At 69.1% G+C, this 19926-nt stretch carries 14 protein-coding genes and 2 pseudogenes; 10 read left to right on the top strand and 6 right to left on the bottom strand.

Features of this window, described 5'->3' with window-relative positions; translation table 11 throughout:
- The first annotated feature begins 429 nt into the window (after positions 1-429).
- Positions 430-804 carry a transposase family protein gene (locus ACWC2T_RS42520; protein WP_450675650.1) on the top strand — a complete coding sequence of 125 codons (375 nt, stop codon included), beginning with the start codon at positions 430-432 and terminating at the stop codon, positions 802-804.
- Positions 782-1015: a transposase family protein gene (locus ACWC2T_RS42515; RefSeq protein ID WP_450675660.1), complete on the top strand. Its 234-nt coding sequence runs from the start codon at positions 782-784 to the stop codon at positions 1013-1015. Before ACWC2T_RS42520 ends, ACWC2T_RS42515 begins: the two co-directional genes overlap by 23 nt.
- Positions 1016-1162: 147 nt before the next feature.
- Here ACWC2T_RS42515 and ACWC2T_RS42510 read toward each other — a convergent pair whose 3' ends face one another.
- The 3 genes from ACWC2T_RS42510 to ACWC2T_RS42500 are packed head-to-tail and all read right to left on the bottom strand — an operon-like array spanning position 1163 to position 5385.
- Positions 1163-2545 carry a sensor histidine kinase gene (locus ACWC2T_RS42510; protein ID WP_450675649.1) on the bottom strand — a complete coding sequence of 461 codons (1383 nt, stop codon included), beginning with the start codon at positions 2543-2545 and terminating at the stop codon, positions 1163-1165.
- A complete protein-coding gene (locus tag ACWC2T_RS42505) occupies positions 2542-3219 on the bottom strand; it encodes a response regulator transcription factor (RefSeq protein ID WP_450675648.1) in 678 nt (225 codons plus the stop codon). The genes ACWC2T_RS42510 and ACWC2T_RS42505 overlap by 4 nt, the downstream gene beginning before the upstream one ends.
- Positions 3220-3222: 3 nt before the next feature.
- Positions 3223-5385: an MMPL family transporter gene (locus ACWC2T_RS42500; RefSeq protein WP_450675647.1), complete on the bottom strand. Its 2163-nt coding sequence runs from the start codon at positions 5383-5385 to the stop codon at positions 3223-3225.
- A gap of 181 nt (positions 5386-5566) precedes the next feature.
- Between ACWC2T_RS42500 and ACWC2T_RS42495 the strand changes: the two genes are divergently transcribed.
- Complete coding sequence (locus ACWC2T_RS42495; protein WP_450675646.1) at positions 5567-5755, top strand: hypothetical protein; 189 nt, start codon at positions 5567-5569, stop codon at positions 5753-5755.
- A 124-nt stretch (positions 5756-5879) separates the two neighbouring features.
- Here the strand turns inward: ACWC2T_RS42495 and ACWC2T_RS42490 are convergent, their stop codons facing one another.
- On the bottom strand, positions 5880-6284 hold the full coding sequence (locus ACWC2T_RS42490) for a winged helix-turn-helix transcriptional regulator (RefSeq protein ID WP_450675645.1): 405 nt from the start codon (positions 6282-6284) through the stop codon (positions 5880-5882).
- A gap of 151 nt (positions 6285-6435) precedes the next feature.
- Here ACWC2T_RS42490 and ACWC2T_RS42485 point away from each other — a divergent pair, with 151 nt between their 5' ends.
- Complete coding sequence (locus ACWC2T_RS42485) at positions 6436-7302, top strand: SDR family oxidoreductase (RefSeq protein WP_450675644.1); 867 nt, start codon at positions 6436-6438, stop codon at positions 7300-7302.
- A 28-nt stretch (positions 7303-7330) separates the two neighbouring features.
- Here the strand turns inward: ACWC2T_RS42485 and ACWC2T_RS42480 are convergent.
- Positions 7331-7498 (bottom strand): annotated as a pseudogene (locus tag ACWC2T_RS42480) (IS630 family transposase); the annotation flags it as partial.
- 67 nt (positions 7499-7565) lie between these two features.
- Positions 7566-11170: pseudogene (locus ACWC2T_RS42475) on the bottom strand (LamG-like jellyroll fold domain-containing protein); the annotation flags it as partial.
- 447 nt (positions 11171-11617) lie between these two features.
- Here ACWC2T_RS42475 and ACWC2T_RS42470 point away from each other — a divergent pair.
- The 6 genes from ACWC2T_RS42470 (at position 11618) to ACWC2T_RS42445 (ending at position 19598) form a co-directional block, all read left to right on the top strand.
- Positions 11618-12640 carry a LacI family DNA-binding transcriptional regulator gene (locus ACWC2T_RS42470; RefSeq protein ID WP_450675643.1) on the top strand — a complete coding sequence of 341 codons (1023 nt, stop codon included), beginning with the start codon at positions 11618-11620 and terminating at the stop codon, positions 12638-12640.
- A gap of 142 nt (positions 12641-12782) precedes the next feature.
- Complete coding sequence (locus tag ACWC2T_RS42465; protein WP_450675642.1) at positions 12783-14030, top strand: sugar ABC transporter substrate-binding protein; 1248 nt, start codon at positions 12783-12785, stop codon at positions 14028-14030.
- 20 nt (positions 14031-14050) lie between these two features.
- Complete coding sequence (locus tag ACWC2T_RS42460) at positions 14051-15037, top strand: carbohydrate ABC transporter permease (protein ID WP_450675641.1); 987 nt, start codon at positions 14051-14053, stop codon at positions 15035-15037.
- The gene (locus ACWC2T_RS42455) at positions 15034-15858 is read left to right on the top strand and encodes a carbohydrate ABC transporter permease (protein ID WP_115910555.1); all 825 of its coding nucleotides are present in this window, start codon (positions 15034-15036) and stop codon (positions 15856-15858) included. Before ACWC2T_RS42460 ends, ACWC2T_RS42455 begins: the two co-directional genes overlap by 4 nt.
- 78 nt (positions 15859-15936) lie before the next feature.
- The gene (locus ACWC2T_RS42450; protein WP_450675640.1) at positions 15937-17673 is read left to right on the top strand and encodes an amylo-alpha-1,6-glucosidase; all 1737 of its coding nucleotides are present in this window, start codon (positions 15937-15939) and stop codon (positions 17671-17673) included.
- Positions 17674-17741: 68 nt separating this feature from the next.
- Complete coding sequence (locus ACWC2T_RS42445; RefSeq protein ID WP_450675639.1) at positions 17742-19598, top strand: RICIN domain-containing protein; 1857 nt, start codon at positions 17742-17744, stop codon at positions 19596-19598.
- Positions 19599-19926: the final 328 nt, after the last annotated feature.

Here is a 19926-nt window from a genome sequence, read left to right as displayed (position 1 = left end):
CCGATCGTCGCGAACCCTCTTTACGGAATGCGGCGGCCGCCGTTTCGTCCTCGTTAAGCAGGGCGAAAGAGACATATCTCACGCCATTCGTGGCCGCGTAGGCCGTAGTGAGGAAGTCCTGCGACACCTCCGCGAGCTGCAATTGCGTCGGGGGCGGTTCACGTTGAGGGCCCGCGATCACGCCGGCGGCAGAGCCGCCGCGTGCTGGATACGCCGGGCGGATGTCGACGACGGGGCCAAGCCCGGGGTGACCAGCCAGGAGAGCGCGGAACTGCGGGAAGCACGTCGGCGGATCAAGCTGCTGGAGCAGGAGAACGAGGTCCTGCGCCGGCCGCGGCCTACCTGTCGCAGGCGCATCTGCCGGGAAAAGGAAGCGGCCCGGCGACGTGGCCGACGGGAACGGGTGCACTGCACCACCTCACCCGCTGGGTGCTCGAGGTCGTCGGTCTGGTGGCTGCCCGCGCCCCGCGCCTGGACCGCGCGTTGAAAAAGATCGCCCGAAAGGGCGGCGGGATCGTACCGCTGGACGGCACGTTGATCCGCACCCGGAGACGCAGCGGAGACGAGAACCGGAAGAACTACTCCGGCAAGAGCAAATGCCATGGCCTGCTCGTGATCGCGCCCACCGACGACAAGGGCCGACTGATCTGGGTCTCGGCCACCCGGCCCGGACGGACCTCGGAGATCACCGCCTGCCGACACGAACGGCTCACGCACAAGTTGCGGACGGCCGGGCTCCGGGCCATCGCCGACCTGGGGTTCGTCGGACTCGACGACACGGATCCCGACGCCGACCCGCGGTGATCAGCGGCTGCAAGGCCGTCGGAACCGGCCCCTGACGCGAGGCCAGAAGCTCTCCGACAAAGAGCTCGCGGCCGTCCGGACCCCGGTCGAGAACGGCTTCGCCCACGTCAAGAACTGGCGCGTGCTCGGCAAGGTTCGCACCGACCCGAGATGGGCGACCGCCCTGGTCAGGGCCCTGCTGGTCCTCACAGACCGCGACGTTTCCCGGTGACCGATGATCTCCGCCGTAGTCATCCGCCCACGATCAGCCCCAGCACCCCGAACTCCGCGCACACCAGACTCTTGACCTGCGGCTTCACGATGCACACCGCTCAACGGGCAACAGGGTCACCCGTGCCTTCAAACGCCACGCTTCAGGTCAGCGCGGCAGGGCCACCACGGCGCGCGTTCCACCGCCGTCGGTCTCGGTGAGTGTGATCGTGCCGCCGTGCGCCGTGGCGATCTCCCGGGCGATGGACAGCCCGAGCCCGGTGGAGCGGGTGCCGTGTCCCCGGCCGGCGTCGAGGCGGACGAAGCGGTCGAAGACCCGCTCGCGTTCCTCGACCGGGATTCCCGGTCCGTCATCGCCGATCTCGACCCGGATGCCGTCCGGTTCGACCTCGGCCGTGACGGACACCCTCGTCCGCGCGTACCGGGCGGCGTTGTCGATGAGGTTGCGGAACAGCCGGGACAGGTCCTCCGGGTTGCCGGTCACCGTGGTGTGCCCCGGGACCGCGAGCTCGATCTCCAGGTGCGGCGCTGTGGTTGTCGCACGGATCTCGGCGAGCAACGCGGACAGGTCGACGGTTTGCCGGCGCGCGGCCAGCTTTCCGGCGTCGGCCCTGGCCAGGGCGAGGAGTTGGGAGATCAGCGCTTCGAGACGTTCGGTCTGCCGGGCGGCCCGCGAGGCGATGTCGGGCCAGGGCGCGCGGTCGGGGTGTGCGAGTCCGACCTCGAGGCCGGTGCGGATGGCCGTCAGGGGGCTGCGGAGTTCGTGGCTGGCGTCGGCGACGAAGCGGCGTTGCCGTGCGGCGGAGTCGTCCAGCCGGGCGAGCATGTCGTTCATGGTGCGGGCCAGGTGGCCGATCTCGTCGTTGGTGCCGGGCTCGGGGACGCGCTGGGACAACTCGGCGGCGGTGATGGCGGTGGCGGTGCGCCGGATCTGCTCCACCGGCCGCAGCGCGCGGCCGACCACCCACCACACGGTGCCGCACGCCACCAGGAGCGTGCCCGGCACGCCGATGACGAGCAGCCGGGCGAAGGTCTCGTCGACCTGGTCGCGTTGGTTGGTGGCAGTCAGGGTGATGACGGTGACCGGTCGGCCGCCGACCTTGGTGTGCTCGCCGAGGACGGAGAGCTCGCCGGGAAGGACGCCGTCGGCGGCCTTCTGCCGAACCGGGGTCGTGGCATCCGCCGCAAGCGCGAACACAGCCGGTCTGCCGGCCAGATTGCGTGTCGAGGCGATGACGGTCCCGTCCGGCGCGAGGACCTGGGACTGGGCCTGCGCGTCGAGCACCGACGGCGGCAGTGGCTGCGGGAACGCCCCGCCGGTGGCCGACTGCTCGATCTGGACTGCGTAGGTGCGCAGTTGCCCGGCGATGGTGCGCTTGGCCTGGCCGACCTGCAGCAGGTACATCACGAGGAGCCCGATTATGACGGCCGCGGTGAGCGCGAGACCGGCGATGACCGTGACGCGGGTCCGCACGGTGCGAGGGCGCGCGCCGTGTGCCAGACGGCGCCAGGCGCGCGCAATCCCGGTCATGGTTTCTCGGTTCTGATGACGTATCCCTTGCCGCGCACGGTCTCGATGACGGTCGGCCCGCTCGGCCTCTCGATCTTGCGCCGCAGCCGGTGTACGAGGACCTCGACGATCGCCGGGTCGCCGGTGGAGTGGGCGTCCCAGCAGTGTTCGAGCAGTTCGGCCTTGGAGATGACGGAGCCCTTGCGCCGCAGCAGGTACTCCAGCACGGCGGCCTCCCGGCCGGTCACCTCCAGGGGCGCACCGTCGCGGGTGACGGTGCGCCCGGCGGGGTCCAGTGCCAGGCCGGCGGCGGTGAGCACCGCCGGCCTGGCACCGAGGGTGCGTCGGGTCAGGGAGCGCAGGTGTGCGAGGAGGACCGGGTAGGAGAACGGTTTGGAGAGGTAGTCGTCCGCACCGGAGTCCAGCCCCTCGGCGTGGTCGAGGTCGTCGTCCATGGCGGTGAGCATCAGGATCGGCGTCCAGCGCTCGCGCTCGCGCAGGCGCTTGGCCACCTGGTACCCGTCCAGGCCGGGCAGCATGACGTCCAGCACGATGACGTCGTAGGCGTTCTCCGTCGCCATCCACAGCCCATCCGTGCCGTCGTCCGTCGCGTCGACGACGTATCCCTCGGCCCGCAGGCCCCAGACCAGGGCCTCGGCGACGTCCGGCTCGTCCTCGACCACCAGCACCCGCACGGCCTATGCCTCCCCGATCCGCTGCGGAACCAGCTCCGGACGGGCCTCGTCGGCTGACCGCGTCACCGGGACCCGGAGCAGTCGCGCGGCCCGGTCCGGCAGCCACCAGTTCCAGTCGCCGAACAGCGAGACCAGTGCGGGCAGCAGCAGCATCCGGACCACCATAGCGTCCAGCACCACCCCGAACGCCAGGCCCATGGCGATCTCGCGCACGGTGACGTCGTTCGCCGTGGCCAGCGAGGCGAGCGCGAAGAAAAGGATCAACGCGGCGGAGGTCACCAGGCGGCCGGTGCGCGACACACCCTCGATGATGCCCTCCCGCGTGGATCCGGTGCGGTCGTATCCCTCGCGGACCCTGGCCAGGATGAACACCTCATAGTCCATGGACACGCCGAACAGGAACCCGAAGATCAGCACCGGGGCAAGGGTGTCGATCGCGCCGTAGGTGGACGCGCCCCACAGCGCCTTCATGCCGATGCCATGCTGGAAGACGATCACCAGCAGGCCGTAGGAGGCCGCCACGGACAGCATGTTGAGCAGCACGGCTTTGGCAGGTAGCAGGACCGACCGCATCCCGCGGGTCAGCAGCAGGAAGGTGACCACCGCGACCACAGCGAACAGCAGCGGGAACGAGCCGTAGGTGGCGCTGGTCTCGTCGATCTTCTGTGCGCCCTCGCCACCGGCCAGCACACCGGGTGGGACGCTGCGGCGGATGTCGGCCAGCGAGGTGCCGCCGTCGGCGCTACCGACCTCGTGGTACGGGATCGCAATGACCATCGCGCTGCCCCCGGTGTGCCAGGCCGGTCCTGCCGGGGCTGCGGCGCCGCGCAGGCTGGAAACGGTGTCCAGGGCGTTCACGGTGTTCCCCGCGTCGACGGCGTTCGGGACGTACACCGGCACCGCGGTCAACGTCCCGGACGGGAATCCGTCGGTTTCCAGGGTGTGCAGGCCGTCGGTGTAGGCGCCGGCGGTGGCCAGTGCGTGGCTGCTCGGCGTGCTGATGTCGATGGTCGCGGCGGTGGCGGTCAGCGCGGCCAGGATGCCCAGGCCCGCGACCGCCGAAGCCACGCGGTGCTTGATCACGAACTTCGACCAGCCGGTCCAGAACCGGCTCTCCGCCTGCCGTCGCGACGCCCGCCGCGGCCAGTCCACCCGCGGCCCGATCTTGGACAGCACCGCGGGGAGCAGCGTCAGCGCGACCAGGGTCGCGGTGGAGGGGATGAACAGCCCGGACACACCGATGCCGCGGACCATCGAGTTGGGGATGACGGTCAGCGCGAACAGGCCGAGCGAGGCCACCATGCCGCTGAACCAGACGCTGTGCCCGGCCCGCTGCACGGCCGCGCGCACCGCTTCGTCGTTGCTCTTGCCGGCCGCGCGCTCCTCGCGCCAGCGGGTGACCACCAGCAGCGAGTAGTCGATCGACAGGCCCAGGCCCAGAAGCGCCACGATGTACTGCACGGCCGGGTGGATCGGCGAGGACGACGGCATCAGGAACGTCAGCCCGTAGACGAGCAGTTGCATCGTCAGCACCGAGATCAGGGCCATGACCAGCGGCAACAGCGCCAGCAGCGACCCGAACACCCAGGCCAGGACCACCAGCGCGCCGATCGCTCCGATGATCAGCTCACCGGTGACGCTGGAGTTGCCGCCGCCGGTGGTGTTGCCGGCCTCCAGGGCCCGCAGACTGGTGCCGTGCACGGTCAGACCGGGCGCCGCGGCTGTGACAGCCCTGGTGAGGGCGTCGATCTGATCGGTGGCCATGTCGTCACCGGGCTTCGGCGGATAGGCCAGGACGATCGTGCTCGTCCCACCGTTCCCGACCAGCGTCCGGCTGCCGGTCGAGGCGTACGAGACCAGGCGCAGGCTCGGCGCCGCCGTGGCTATGCCCCTGTCCACCGCCCGCAGTTTCGCCTGCGCCTGCGGCGAATTGACGGTCTGCCCGGTCGGGAGGTCCAGGACCATGACAGCGGGGTCCTGGGTCGCACCTCCGTAGCTCCGGGCGATCTGCACGTTGGCGGTGTAGCCGGGGCCGGTGACATGGGTGCCTGGTTGCAGCCGGCCCGAGAGCGACGGCGCCACCAGCATGCCCACCACCGTGATCACCAGCCAGCTGAGACCCACCACCAGCCGATGGCGGATCACCCATCCGCTCAGCTTCTCCACGATTCCCTCCCAGTGACCGGCAGCGGCGGCAGCCGCTGCTCACCTCACCGACGGAAGGTAGGGAGAGCTTCCTTACCGGACGCTTTCAGCGCCCGGCACGGACCGGCACGCGCTCGTGCGGTCCCGCGTCAGGAACGTCCGGTTCCCGGCCCGACGGCGCGCGCATCACGGTCACGCCGACATGTCCTGCACCCTCGCCGCGGGCCGGGCGACAGTGTTCAGCACGCACCGGCTGGCCAACACCCGCCTCGCCGACCGGATCATCGTCCTCGACCAGGGCCGGATCTCGGAGATGGGCACGTACGACGAGCTGATCGAACAGGCTGGGGGCTTCTTCGAGATGCTGAAGTTGCAGGAAGACCGGGACTGATGCAGACCTGGAGGTGGTTACTGAGGTTGAACTCGTGATGTCGCCGGGTTGCTCAGGTGAGTCTGATTGTCGAGCCGGTCTCGGTGAGGCAGCAATCCATCACCAGACCGCTGGCCGCCGCCGATTACCGGGTGCGCTCAGTGCGGTCGTCGTACTCTTTGCGGGCGGTGATGACTTCTTCGATGTGCCGCACGGACCACTCCGTGAGCGCCTTCAGCGGTTCCCGCAGCGTCTGGCCGAGCGCGGTCAGCTCATACTCCACGTGCGGCGGCACCTCTGGGTAGACGGTCCGGCTGACCAGCCCGTCGCGTTCGAGAGTGCGCAGCGTCTGGGTGAGCATCTTCTCGCTCACGCCCGCCAACGCCTGCCGGAGCCGGCCGAACCGGGAGGTCCCGTTCCGGCCGAGTTCGCCCAGCACGAGGACCGCCCACTTGCTGCCGATCTGGTCGAGCAGGTCCCGCGACGGGCAGCCGCGCTCGTAAGGATCGAATGACGGAATGGCCCCGGTCACGTTCTCGACAGCAGCCATAGGGCTCACCTCAATGCTATCGGTCGGGTAAGTACCATACCAAGGAGTGGCTACTCCCCAATAGAGAGTGTGCAGGTCATTCTGTGTTCCAACCCGCCGCGGACGGACCGCGGCAGCGTGTGAGGCACGCGCGGAGGGAAGGAATACCATCATGCCGATCGTCGTCACTGGAGCCACCGGCCAGCTGGGCAGGCTCACCGTCGAGGCACTGCTGCGGCGCGGGATCCCGGCCGCGGACATCATCGCGACGGGCCGGGACATCGCAAGGATCAAGGACCTGGCCGACCGAGGCATCACGGTACGCCGCGCCGACTTCGCGGACACCGACGGCTTGGCCGAGGCATTCGCGGGGGCGGACAGGCTGCTGCTGATCTCGGCCTCAGTCCCTGTGGGCGAGCGGGTCGCCAACCACCGCCGCGTGATCGACGCCGCGGCGTCCGCAGGCGTGTCGCTAGTGGCGTACACGAGCACGACGCACGCGGACACGGCCACCACCGTCATCGGTGCCACGCACAGCGAGACCGAGGAGTATCTGCGGGACCGCGGAATCCCCAGCGTGCTGCTGCGCAACGGCTGGTACCTGGAGAACTACACCAGTCAACTGCCGCAGATCCTGCAGAACGGCGCCGTCGTCGGCGCCGCAGGCGAGGGGCGGATCAGCGCCGCGTCCCGCGCCGACTACGCCGAGGCCGCAGCGGTCGTCCTCACCACTGAAGGCCACACCGGCGCCGTGTACGAGCTCGGCGGCGACGAATCCTTCACCCTGACCGAGCTCGCCGCCGCGATCTCCGCTGCGGCCCGAAAGCAGGTTACCTACGCTGACCTCCCGGTGATCGACTTCGCCCAGGTACTGGCCGCCGCAGGCCTACCCGCCGAGCTGGCGGAGGTCCTCGCAGACGCTGACCGCGGCATGAACCGCGGCGAGATGTACACCGAATCTGGCGACTTGCGCCGCCTGATCGGCCGCCCGCCCGTGACCCTGGCCGAGGCACTCGCGGTCGCCGCCCTGCATTACTGAGGTTGAACTCGTGATGTGACCGGGTTGCTCAGATGGGTCTGATTGTCAGACCGATCTCGGCGAGGCAGCCGTCTATAAGTTCGCTGCGGTACTGGATGTGCCGTAGGCCGCGCCGGATGCGCCGGACGAGGTGTTCGGGGGTGCTGAAGGCGACGTTGGAGAGCCAGCGGCGTCGCAGGAGGGACCAGATCCCCTCGGCGACGCATGGCCGCCGTAGCCTTCAGTAGCGGCATTGACGAAACGGGCTCCCTGCCGCTGCCAATTTCCCGGGCGTACGGCGCGACGACGATCCGGTCGATCAGCGGTGCGTAGCGGGAGCGGAGCAGCACTCCCGGGAAGGTGTCCGAGGCGTAGGTCGTGCCGTCGAAGTTCGGCAGTTCCTCGGAGCGGAAGGTGATCGTGTTCTGGCCCTTCTTGAGGTGGACGGGGACGGTCAGCTCCCAGAAGTTGTCCTGGTGGAAGGTGTGCGGGAAGCTCACGCGCTGCGTTTGCCCGCCGTTGATGCTGATGTCGGCGTGGCGGGCCAGCGGGTCGGGGTTGTAGTGGGTGGCCGGGGACTGCTCGGGGTTGGAGTAGCGGATGCGCAGGGCGTACTGGCCGGCCTTGTCTGCGGCGACCGTGAACGTCGCGGTGTTGCCGTTGCCCGGGTCGCCGCCGATGCCGGTGATCGCCGTACCGTCGGTCGCCAGGGGCAGCGAGGTCAGCGCGGCCGAGCCCGCCAGCTTGGCGTCCTGCGCCTCGTACGTGCGCGTCTTGAGTGTGCCTTCGGTGGGCGTGACCCTCAGCCGGTCGACGAGGGTGGCGGTCGAACCGCCGGTCACCGTCACCTTGTTGATGCCGCCGGAGAGGGAGACGGCGACCTCGTGCCTGGCCTTGGTCACGTGCAGCACGTCATGCCCGTTGACCGACAGGCGTGCGTCCGCGGCGCCGAGGGTGTCGACGTCGAGGGAGGCCTCGCCGTCGGCGGGGGGTAGACCCAGAACGTGGCCTTCTGGTTCAAGGCGACCCGGACCGCGCCGGAGCCGGTGGCCGGGGCCGGGGTCTTCTTGGGCAGGTCGTAGACGGGGTGGGCCCCGCCGCTCGTCCAGGCCAGCTCGCCCTCGTAGACCTCGGTGGCCGCCGACGGGTTGGGCAGGGACAGGGTGAGGCGGTCGACGATGGCGTCGCCCTTGGTGGCGCGCTTGCCGTCGAGGCTCTTCGCGGCGAGCGTCAGGGTGTGCCTGCCCTTGGTGAGACGCACCTTGGTGTCGGTGTGGTCCCACACCACCCACTTGTAGCCGAGCGGCAGATACAACTCCTGCTCGCTGTCCGCCGTGCCGTCCACCCGCAGGAAGACGTTGGTGGGGCCCTGCTCCTTCACCTTGTCGAAGGTGTTGAGGGAGTTGGCGAAGACGCCCAGGTCGTACGTGCCGTCCTCGGGCACGTCCACCGTGAAGTCGAGCGTGACGTCCGAGCCGGTGCGCAGACCGCCGACGTCGTAGCCGCCGGAGGTGTAGAACTTCGACACGTCGGCCGTCGAACCCTCGGGGCCGTTCCTGGAGTAGCCGGACCCGGTGTGGGCCGCGTCCTCCGCCTCGTACGACCCCTGCCAGCGCACCGGCGCGGACTGCGTGCGCTTCGCCTTGCCGGCCGGGCTGAGGACGATCTCGTACGCCGAGGACTCCTTCAGGGCCGGGAGCGTGCCGTCGCCGAAATCCACGACGGCCGTCCCGTCGTCACCGACCTTCAGGTTCGTCTCTGCCAGCAGCTTCGGGCCGGAGTTGTCGCCGACCTGCCCGCTCCAGTCGATCTCGCGGATCCAGGCGTGCACGCTGTCCCCGAAGACGTCCTTGGGGACGTCTGCGAAGGTGATGTGGCCCTTGCCGCTGGACCCGCCGAAGATCAGCCGGGCCTGCTTCTTGTTCTCGTCGAGCGTGGCCACGCCCTGCATGGTGTAGTTCTGGCCGGGGAACGGCGGGGTCACCTTGAGGGTGTGCCCGCTCATCGAGGCGTACGAATGCAGCAGCCACCACTGGCCGTTGCCGCGGTTCGACTGCACCGCGGAGTCGGAGAGGTTGCCGTCGATGTTCCAGTAGGCGATGTCGGCGTCCACCTTGGACTCCTCGATCGCGGACACCCACTGGATCATCTGGCCGGGGACGGAGGTGTGGTAGTTGAAGGCGTACTCGTTGATGTTGACGGGCAGCTGGGTTCCTTCGCGGGAGGTTCCCTTGAACAGGTCCTTCTCCCATGCCCGGTACTTGGCCACGCTCTCGCGCACCGCCTCCGGGTGGCTCAGCTCGTGCCACGTGATCACATCCGGCAGGGTGCCGGCGGCCAGGGCGTGGGTGAGGAAGCCCTTCACCTGGTCGTACAGGATGCTGGTGTTGGGACCGGCGATGCGGGCGTCCGGCATCTTGGCCTTGATGAGCTTGTAGGCGGAGTCCCAGGCGGCGAAGTAGTCCTTGGGGTCGCTCAGCCAGCTGACCTTGTCGTAGCTCCACTGGCCGGTGCCGAACATGTTGCCCTCGGGCTCGTTGAACGGCACGAAGACGATGTTGTCCTGGTACTGCTTCGGCAGTTGGAGGACTTGGTCGACCTGCCCCGCGATCTTCTGCTCGTAGAGCTTGAGCTTCTCCTCGGGGGTGTCGCCGGGCCACTCGTAGGGGAAGCCGCGGTGGATGTCCGTCATGTAGACGTAGACGTCGCCGTCGGTGGAGTCGGCCAGCGGCTTGACCACGTCCAGTGCGTCGGCGCCGGGGTGCTGCGGGCCGTCCTGTGCCTTGGTGGAGACGGTGCGCAGGCCCATGCCCTCGATGAGGTTGTTGGTGGGGACGCCCGGCCCGTACACGCCGTAGAGGGTGCCGGAGGCACCGCCGTGGAACCTGCCGGTGTCCGAGCCGAGGTCGACGGTCAGGGCTCCCTCGCGGACCACGGTGACGGTCGCCTTCACCGCGCGTCCGGCCGCTGTTCCGGCCACGGTGAACGTGCCCGGCCGGGCGTACTTCTCGGGCGGTACGGCGTCCCAGGTGACCGGCGTGTCGCGGTCATAGCCATCGGAGAAGGAGGAGCGGACCGAGGCGGGCAGGGACAGGGCGGTCCCGGTCGTCGTACGGACGTCGAACGACGTCTGCGAGAGCTGCCTGAGCGTGGGAAGCGTCCCAATCGTGCCGGCGACCTGCTCGGCGGTGAGCGCCGAGTGCCAGATGGTGAAGTCGTCGACCGCGCCCTTGAGCAGCGGGTCCGGGTAGAAGGACTTGCCGATGTAGCCGGCCGCGGTGGCCGAGCCGTCCAGCAGATCCTTGGCCCTGACGTTCGTCGCGGAGGAGGAGACCGCCACGCCGTCGAGGTAGGTGGTGACCCGGTGGGCGGCGGTGTCGAGGGTGACGGTGACGGTCCGCCAGCCGTCGGCGGGCAGCGGCGCGTAGCCGGAGACCTGTGCCTCAGCGCCCCCTCCGCCGGTGGTCACGGCGGTGCGCAGTACACCGCCGTTGGACGGCGTCGTGAACAGGTACCTGTTGGTGTCGGTGCCCAGATCGAAGATCCGCTGCCAGGCCGACGTGTCATCGCCCCACTTCACGCGGGCCGAGACGGTCAGGTCGCTTGCATCGGCGAGGACTTCGCGGGGCAGGCGGACGTACGCGCCGTTGGAGTTGGGCGCCCCGCCGGGCAAGGACAGTGCCTTGCCGCCGTCGGTACCGGCGACGGACTGGGCGGTGGTGCCGTTCACCAGGGTTGCCGTCAGGCCGTTGCCGGAACTGTCTGCGATCTTGCCGGCGGTGAGGTCGTCCTGATCGAAGGTGTAGTGGGCGGCGGGCTGGGGTGTGTCTGCCGCTTGTGCAGGGAGGGCCGGGGCGGCCAGCAGGCCTGCACCGAGAGCCAGCGCCATGGCGGCCGGGGCCCGGCGACGGGCGGATCTGTCAGCGGATGACATGGATTGCGTCCTCAATCCTCGGATATGTGCTTCGAACCGGTTCGATAATCGTGTGACGCGCGGCGCGGGGAACTCGGCTTGTCGGCAGTGGAGGGGCCCGTGCCTTGGGGGAGGATTCGGCACGGGCCCGCGGTCTTCGGAAGGATCACTTCATCGAACCGGTTCGGGGAAGCTAGCACCGAGAATCCTGGCCATCAATCCCCCGATCAGAAGAAAATCCGGACCTTCTGGCGGGCACGAAAAGTTTCACCCAAGGTGTTGACAGCTGTTGTGGCTCTTCCTACCTTCACTTCACGCGAACCGGTTCGACGACTGGACCCGCGTCGCATTCCACCAACACCCTCTGAGCCGATAAGTACTCTCCACCCGAGAAGTTGAACCGGTTCGAGCAAGGAGCCACCCGTGAACATCGGTGAGATCGCCCGGCGGGCCGGTGTCTCGCGGAGCACCGTGTCCTACGCGCTGAGCGGCAAGCGGCCGGTCTCGGACGACACCCGCAGGAAGATCCAGGAGGTCATCGACGAACTGGGCTACCGGCCCAACGCCAGCGCACGCGCCCTGGCCAACGGCCGGACCAGCACGATCGGCCTGGTCTTCCCGCCGGCCGGCAACCACTACACCGGCATGCAGCTGGATTTCATCGGCAGCGTGGTCGAGGCCGCCGCGGCCCACGACTACGACGTCCTGCTGTCGCCGAGCGGTGTGGACAGCGACCGCTCGTTCCAGCGGCTGCTGGGAGAGCGGCGCGTCGACGGCGCGATCCTGATGGAGATCAGGCTGGCGGACGACCGGGTCGATCACCTGGCCGCCCTGGACTTCCCCTTCGTCGCCATCGGCCGCACCGCCCGCACCGAGAGCGGCTGGTGGGTGGGCCTGGACCACACCGCGCTGGCGGCGGCGTGCGTCCACCACCTGGCGGATCTCGGCCACCGCCGGGTCGCCTTCGTCAACCGGCCCGAGCAACTGCTGCGGTCCGGATACGAGTCCGCGCAGCGGGGCCTGGACGGCTTCACCAAGGCCGCGGCCGAACGCGGGCTGACCGTCCGGACGTACTGCTGCGGGGACGACGCGGCAGCCGGGCAGGCCTGCCTGGAACAGATCCTGCACGACGATCCGGCCACCACCGGCCTGGTCACCCTGAACGAGGCCGCGCTCGGCGGTCTCTACCGGGGGCTGGCCCAGGCCGGCCGCCATGTGCCGCGCGACTTCTCCGTCACCGGGGTCGTGGCCGGCCGCTGGGCGGAGACGGTGACCCCGCAGCTCACCGCGGCCGACGTACCGGCGGAGGAGATGGGCCGACGCGCCGTCGACCTGCTCGTGGAACGGCTCGACCACCCCGACGCGCCGCCCCGCCACCATCTCCTCGCCCCGCCGATCTCCCTGCGGGCCAGCACCGGACCCGCCGGGACCGATACCAAGCCCTGACCACACCCGCGTAGTTCTGCTCCCCGATCCACCTCACCTCACGGACGCCCGAACCGCCCGGCAGCGCCGTTCGTCGTGCCCGTTTTCCCTCACCACCCCGTGCCCTCGGCACCCGCATGCCCAGAACAAAGGAACCCTCGCGATGAACAGCTCCTCCAGACAGCGCCGTCTGACCGCCGCGGCCGTGACCGCGCTCGCCGTGGCCGTGTCCGCCACCGCCTGCTCCTCCGGCTCGGGCAGCACCGACACCAAGGGCGCCGGTGGCGGCACGTACACGGTCTGGGACCCGTACCCGCAGTTCGACAAGACCTCGGACTGGGCGAAGCTGCTCGACCAGTGCGGCACCAAGGCCGGAGTGAAGGTCAAGCGGACCGCGTTCGACACCAGCGACCTGGGCAACAAGACGCTGCTGGCCGCGCAGCAGGGCAACTCCCCGGACGTCCTGATCGTCGACAACCCGGTGGTGTCCACCCTCGCGGAGGCGGGCGTGCTCACCACGACCGACGACAACAAGCTGGACACCTCGAAGGTCGACCCCAACCTGCTCGCGGCCGGCCAGTCCGGAGGCAAGACCTACGGCACGCCGATCGGCGCCAACACCCTGGCCCTCTACTACAACAAGGCGGTGCTGAAGAAGGCCGGGGTGGACGTCGCCTCCATCAAGGACTGGACGTCGCTGACGGCGGCGCTGGCGAAGGTCAAGGCGGCGGGCAAGAAGGGCATCACCTTCTCGGCGATCGGCACCGAGGAGGGCAGCTTCCAGTTCCTGCCCTGGTTCTGGGGCTCGGGCGCCAAGCTGACCGAACTTGACTCCTCCCAGGCCGTGTCCGCGCTCTCCCTCTGGCAGGACTGGCTCAAGCAGGGCTACGCCCCGAACTCGGTGCTCAACAACACCCAGACCACCAGCTGGCAGGAGTTCGCCAGCGGTGACTACGCGTTCAGCGAGAACGGCACCTGGCAGCTCGCCAACGCCAAGAAGGCCGGCTTCGACTACGGCGTCCTGCCCATCCCCGCTGCCACGGGCGGCAACGCGGCGGCCCCGACCGGCGGCGAGTTCGTCACCGTCCCGGTCCAGAAGGACACCGGCCGCTACGCCACCTCCCAGAAGCTGGTGACCTGCCTGACCAGCGGCGACAACCTCTACAACACCGACACCACACTGTCCTACGTGGCCCCCACCAGCGAGGTCCAGGACAAGCAGGTGACCGCGAACGCCGACCTGAAGCCATGGGTCGCCGCCGTCAAGGCCGCCAAGGGCCGGACCAGTGACGACCTGGGCACCAAGTACCCCAAGATCTCCGAGCAGATGTGGAGGGCCGTCCAGTCCGCCCTCAGCGGCTCCAAGACGCCCAAGGACGCGCTGTCCGAGGCCCAGTCAGCCGCCAAGTAACCCGCCTCCAAGGGTCGTTGATGAACCACACGACAAAGCTGCCGGACCACCTGTCCGAGCGCGTCCAAGGCGGGACGGCGCACGCCGCCGCCCCGCCCCGGGTGCGCAGCAGGAAGCGCCGCCGGCCCGCCTCCGCCCAGTGGGCCGCCTGGGGATTCCTCGCCCCGGTGACCCTCTACCTCGCCCTCTTCTACGCCTATCCGCTCTACCGTAACATCGACCTCAGCCTGCGCAACTACACCGTCCGCTCCTTCGTCCAGGGCGACGCCCCCTTCACGGGTCTGGCGAACTACCGCAAGGTCTTCGACGACCCGACCTTTGCCCCCGCCCTGCTGCACACCGCGCTCTTCACCGCCATCTGCCTGGTCTTCCAGTACGCCATCGGCCTGGCCCTCGCGGTCTTCTTCAACCAGCACTTCCGGCTCTCGGCCACGCTCCGCGCCCTGTTCCTGGTGCCCTGGCTGCTGCCGCTGATCGTGTCGGCGTCCACCTGGTCGTGGATGCTCAACAGCGAATCGGGTGTCGTCAACGCCGTCCTGCACGCCGTCGGCATCGGGCCGGTCAACTGGCTGACCTCGCCGTCCTGGTCGCTGACCTCGGTGATCATCGCGAACATCTGGATCGGCGTCCCGTTCAACCTGGTCGTGCTCTACAGCGGTCTGCAGTCCATCCCGGCCGGCCTGTACGAGGCCGCAGCGCTGGACGGGGCGGGTGCCTGGCGCCGGTTCTGGAGCATCACCTTCCCGCTGCTGCGCCCGGTGTCCGCGATCACCCTGCTGCTCGGGCTGGTCTACACGCTCAAGGTCTTCGACATCATCTGGATCATGACCAAGGGCGGCCCGGCCGACTCCTCCACCACCTTCGCCACCTGGTCCTACCAGCTCGGCTTCGGCAACCTCCTGCCGGCCTTCGGCCCGGGAGCGGCCGTCGGCAACCTGCTCGTGGTCGCCGCGCTCGTCTTCGGCCTGGTCTACGTCCGGGTGCAGAGAAAGCAGGCCCTGTCATGAGCCGCATCCGCAGGCGTACGTGGGTGAAGACCACGATCGGCGTCGTACTGACCGCGATCATGCTCTTCCCGGTGTACTGGATGCTCAACGTGTCCCTCACCCGCGACCAGGACATGCGCAAGAGCCCACCGGACCTGCTGCCGCTGCACGGCACCCTGGCCGGCTACCGCACGGTCCTGGACGAGCAGTTGCCGTACCTCGGCACCAGCCTCGTCATCGGCCTTGGCACCGTCCTGCTGACCGTGCTGCTGTCCGCCCCGGCCGGCTACGCGCTGGCCAAACTGCGCCCGCGCGGTGGCGGCATCCTCAGCTTCGTGCTGCTGGCCGCGCAGATGATCCCCGGCATCATCATGGCGATGGGGTTCTACGCCATCTACCTCCAACTCGGGTTGCTGCAGTCCGTTCCCGGCCTGATCGTCGCCGACTCCACCCTGGCCGTCCCGTTCGCGGTGCTGATCTTCACGGCGTTCATGTCCGGCATCCCCGGTGAACTGCTCCAGGCGGCGCAGATGGACGGGGCGATGGCGCTTCGGACCTTCTGGTCCGTGGTGCTGCCGATGAGCCGCAACGCCGTCGTCACGGTGTCCCTGTTCGCCTTCCTGTGGTCCTGGTCCGACTTCGTCTTTGCCAGCACCCTGGTCAACGGCGGCGCCCACGAGCCGATCACCCTCGGCATCTACCACTACATCGGCAACAACAACCAGCAGTGGAACGCCATCATGGCCACCGCCGTCGTGGCCTCACTGCCCGCCGCGGTGATCCTCGTCCTCGCCCAGCGCTACGTCGCCGCCGGCGTCACCGCGGGCGCCGTCAAGGACTGAGCCCCCCAACCCGCCACCACGACTGGCCAGTTGTCAGTCGGCTGCTGCCCCCTGCCCCCAGAAACGAGTCACGCCACCATGACCGCCGCCCGATCCGGCCCGGCCTTCTCCGTCCACGACATCCCGTTCAGCACCTTCGGATCCTGGTTCGACATCTCGCCCGTGATCGCGGAGAAGACCTACGCCGAGGACCTCCACCTCGTCTCGCACCAGAACGGCATGCACGGCGTCCTGCGCCTGGTCCCCCTGAACACGACGACGGGCGACCGCGCAGAGACCCGTGTCGAGGCGACACCGGGCCTGCTCAGCTGGACCGGTGAGAGCGGGCGTGTCGACCTCGCCTACGAGTCGCCGGACACCGTACGGCTGCGGGGGAGCGGCCTGGGCTTCGGGTTGTTCGCCGCCGCGCCGGCACTGACCCCGTTCAGCGGGACGTACTTCTTCCACGACCCGGCGGCGGGCGCACACGTCTTCACGTCGTACGAGACCGGACGCCGCTACCGCGTGACCGTGCTGTCCGGCACCCTCACCGAGGCGACCGGAACCCAGGGCCTGGGCAGCGCCGACCGCGGTCTCGCCATCACCGAGGAGGCCGACGGCGGTTGGGAGATGGCGGTCGAGGAACTCGACACCGCCCGCCTGCCGTACGCGTCCTCGGCGAGCTTCGACGACGTCGTGGATTCCGCACAGGGCGCGTTCGCGGACTTCGTCGACGCGGTGGCCCCCTGGCGTACGTCCGCCACACCGGCGGCCGAGCTTGCCGCCTACGTCCTCTGGTCGGCAACCGTACGGCCCACCGGCCTGGTCACCCGGCCCGCCGTGCTGATGTCCAAGCACTGGATGGACAAGGTGTGGAGCTGGGACCACTGCTTCAACGCCCTTGCGCTGGCGCCCGGTTCGCCGAACCTGGCGCTGGATCAGTTCCATCTGCCCTTCGACCACCAGGACGCCGCAGGCGCCCTGCCCGACTCGGTCACCCACTCCGAAGTCCTGTACAACTTCGTCAAGCCCCCCATCCACGGCTGGGCCTTCGGCCACCTGCGCCGCCGCCTGCCGACTCCTCCTGACCGGGCTCAACTGGCCCAGGCGTACGACCGGTTGGAGCGCTGGACGAACTTCTGGCTCACCGCACGACGACCCCCCGGGGCCGAACTGCCCTACTACCAGCACGGCAACGACAGCGGCTGGGACAACGCCACCACCTTCGACCCGGAGCGGGTGGTCGTCACCGCCGACCTGGCCGCCTTCCTCGTCCTCCAGCTGCGAGAACTCGCCGACCTGGCCCAGGAGTTGGGCGAGGTGAGCGCGGCGCGCCGATGGACGACCGCGGCCGAGGAGACACAGACGGCGCTGCTCGACCAGCTGTGGACCGGCGAACGGTTCGTCGCCCGGGGAGCCGCCGGCGGGGAGACCTGGAGTAGCGCAAGCCTCCTCGACCTGATGCCCATCGTGCTGGGCGAGCACCTGCCCGGTGAGATCAGCGGCGCGCTGGCCGACCACATCAAGGCCCACCTCACCCCGTACGGCCTCGCCACCGAACTGACCACCTCCCCGCACTACCTCGCCGACGGCTACTGGCGCGGCCCGATCTGGGCCCCCGCCACCGTCCTGGTCGAGGACGGCCTGCGCCGCGCCGGGCACCACCGGCTGGCCGACGACGTCAGCGCCCGCTTCCGAGCCCTGTGCGAAGCCCACGGGTTCGCCGAGAACTTCGACGCCCTCACCGGCACGGGCCTGCGCGACCGCGCCTACACCTGGACCGCCAGCAGCTACCTCCTGCTGGCCGAAGCCCACGCACACCGAGAGGGCCGCTGAGCGGCCGCTCCCGCGAAGCCCCCGGGGCCGGACGGGCCCCGGTCAACTCCTCCCCCAGGAGCCGCACAATGAAGTCGCCCATACCCCCTCCGAGATCCACGACCCGCACTCGCCGACGAGCGATATCCTCCGTCGCCGTCCTCATCGCCGCCCTGGCCTCGACGCTGGTGCCGGCCGCCCCCTCCCAGGCCGCGGACACCAGCGTCACCGTCGACTTCGCCACCGCCGGCGGCGCTCCGACGTACCACGCCTCCGGCATGATCTACGGGATGACGCCGGACGGCTCACTTCCGCAGGACCACTTCTTCAAGGACATCAAGTGGCACTTCATGCGGGCTGGCGGCGCACAGCTCAACAGCGGCGGCTACGCCACCAGCCTCGCCGACTACCAGACCCGCTGGAACTCGACCCTGACGCAGTACAAGCGCACCGCCGCCCTCGGCGGCACCTTCGTCCTGCTCCCGCACGACCTGTGGGGCGCCGACGGCACGACCAACCAGGCCTTCCCCGGCGACAACGGTGACTGGACACAGTTCGACAACTTCGTCACCCAGCTCATAGGCGACGTCAAAGCCAACAACATGACCGTCGAGTGGGACCTGTGGAACGAGCCCGACGGGGCCGGATTCTGGAGGCCGTCGCAGGCGCAGTACCTGCAGATGTGGTCGCGGTTCTACGCCCGGGTGCGGGCGGCGTTCCCCGGCCAGCTGATCGTCGGGCCCAGCATCGCGAGTCAGCCGAACTCGTCCAACACCTGGTGGACCACGTACCTGAACTACGTCAAGGCCAACAACGTCGCCCCGGACATCTACAGCTGGCACGACGAGCCCGGTGACCCGGCCACCGACGTCGGCCGCGCCAACTCCACCATCGCCGCAGCCGGGTTGACCAACACCCGCGCCTACCAGATCAACGAGTACGCCACCCTGTCCATGCAGTCACCGGGCGGCGGCGCCTGGTTCATCGGCCGCCTGGAGCGCGCCGGCGCCGACGGCCTGCGCGGCAACTGGGCCTCGGGCACCGGACTGCACGACGACGAGGCCAACCTGCTCACCAAGAACAGCGCCGGCCAGTACCTGCCGCTGGGCGAGTGGTTCATGTACCGCTACTACGGCTCGCAGAGCGGCAACATCGTCAACCTCGTCCCCGGAACCGGCACCGACGGCCTGGCCACCAAGGACAACACCGCCAAGAACGCCAAGGTCCTGCTCGGCAGCAGCGGCAACACCGGCACGGTCACGGTCAACCTCACCGGCCTGAACACGACGTCGGTGGTGGAGAACGGCCAGGTCCGCGCGGTGGTCCAGCGCGTCCCGTACAACAACGGCGCCGCGGTGGCCGGACCCGAGACGATCTCCGACACCACCCTGAACGTCAGCAACAACACGGCCTCGGTGAGCCTCCCCTGGACCAACGCCAAGGACGGCTACACCGTCACCCTGCTCCCGCCGTCCAACACCACCGTCTCCACGGTCGCGGTCAGCGAGAACAGCGGGCAGTGCCTGGACGACACCAACCTGAGCACCGCCAACGGCACCCAGTACCAGCAGTGGTACTGCGAGGGCGGCTACCAGCAGATGCTCGACCTCAAGCCGGTCAGCGGCAAGGCGAACACGTACACCGTAGTCAACGAGCTGAGCGGCAAGTGCCTCGACGTCTCCGGGGCCTCCACCGCCGACGGAGCCGCCATCATCCAGTACACCTGCAGCAGCGGCGCCACCAACCAGCAGTTCACCCTCAACCCCGTCACCGCGCTCGGCAACAGCAAGGACTACCAACTGGTCGCCGTGCACAGCGGCAAATGCGTCGACGTCAGCAACGTCTCGACCACGGCAGGCGCGCTGATCCACCAGTGGACCTGTGACCCGGCGAGCGCACTGAGCACCAAGAAGAACCAGATCTGGCGGCTCGTCGGCAAGAGCTGACCTCTCCTTGCACGGATGGCTGTCCAGTGTCGCCGACGGACAGCCATCCGTGTTTTAACAGGTCGGCCGGTTTGTGCACTGGCTCAGGTGGCATAGCGACTGCTTCGCAGCGCACCGCGGCACCAGGCTCAGTTCCCTGTATCCGCACTTACGCGCCCGCACCAGTTCGTCAGCTGTCGGAGGGGAGACACTCCCACTCGGATTCGGGGTCGAGAGTTAGGCCGGGCTAGAGCCAATGCCGTGACTCTGTTGGCGATCTTGTGAGGGGTGCTGACGCGGCGTCTGTTCTGCGGTTCGCTGAAGTGAGGCGGGGTGGTGTCTCGGGGAG

It is taken from the genome of Streptomyces sp. NPDC001393, from assembly GCF_053597455.1.
The sequence above is the reverse complement of the archived record's forward strand: the minus strand, read 5'-3'. Positions and strand labels throughout refer to the sequence as shown.

Excerpts from the sequence above, each read along its gene's own strand:
- ACWC2T_RS42510 (WP_450675649.1), bottom strand. The coding sequence starts at position 2,545 with ATGACCGGGATTGCGCGCGCCTGGCGCCGTCTGGCACACGGCGCGCGC.
- ACWC2T_RS42495 (WP_450675646.1), top strand. The coding sequence starts at position 5,567 with ATGTCCTGCACCCTCGCCGCGGGCCGGGCGACAGTGTTCAGCACGCAC.
- ACWC2T_RS42490 (WP_450675645.1), bottom strand. The coding sequence starts at position 6,284 with ATGGCTGCTGTCGAGAACGTGACCGGGGCCATTCCGTCATTCGATCCT.
- ACWC2T_RS42485 (WP_450675644.1), top strand. The coding sequence starts at position 6,436 with ATGCCGATCGTCGTCACTGGAGCCACCGGCCAGCTGGGCAGGCTCACC.
- ACWC2T_RS42465 (WP_450675642.1), top strand. The coding sequence starts at position 12,783 with ATGAACAGCTCCTCCAGACAGCGCCGTCTGACCGCCGCGGCCGTGACC.
- ACWC2T_RS42460 (WP_450675641.1), top strand. The coding sequence starts at position 14,051 with ATGAACCACACGACAAAGCTGCCGGACCACCTGTCCGAGCGCGTCCAA.
- ACWC2T_RS42455 (WP_115910555.1), top strand. The coding sequence starts at position 15,034 with ATGAGCCGCATCCGCAGGCGTACGTGGGTGAAGACCACGATCGGCGTC.
- ACWC2T_RS42450 (WP_450675640.1), top strand. The coding sequence starts at position 15,937 with ATGACCGCCGCCCGATCCGGCCCGGCCTTCTCCGTCCACGACATCCCG.
- ACWC2T_RS42445 (WP_450675639.1), top strand. The coding sequence starts at position 17,742 with ATGAAGTCGCCCATACCCCCTCCGAGATCCACGACCCGCACTCGCCGA.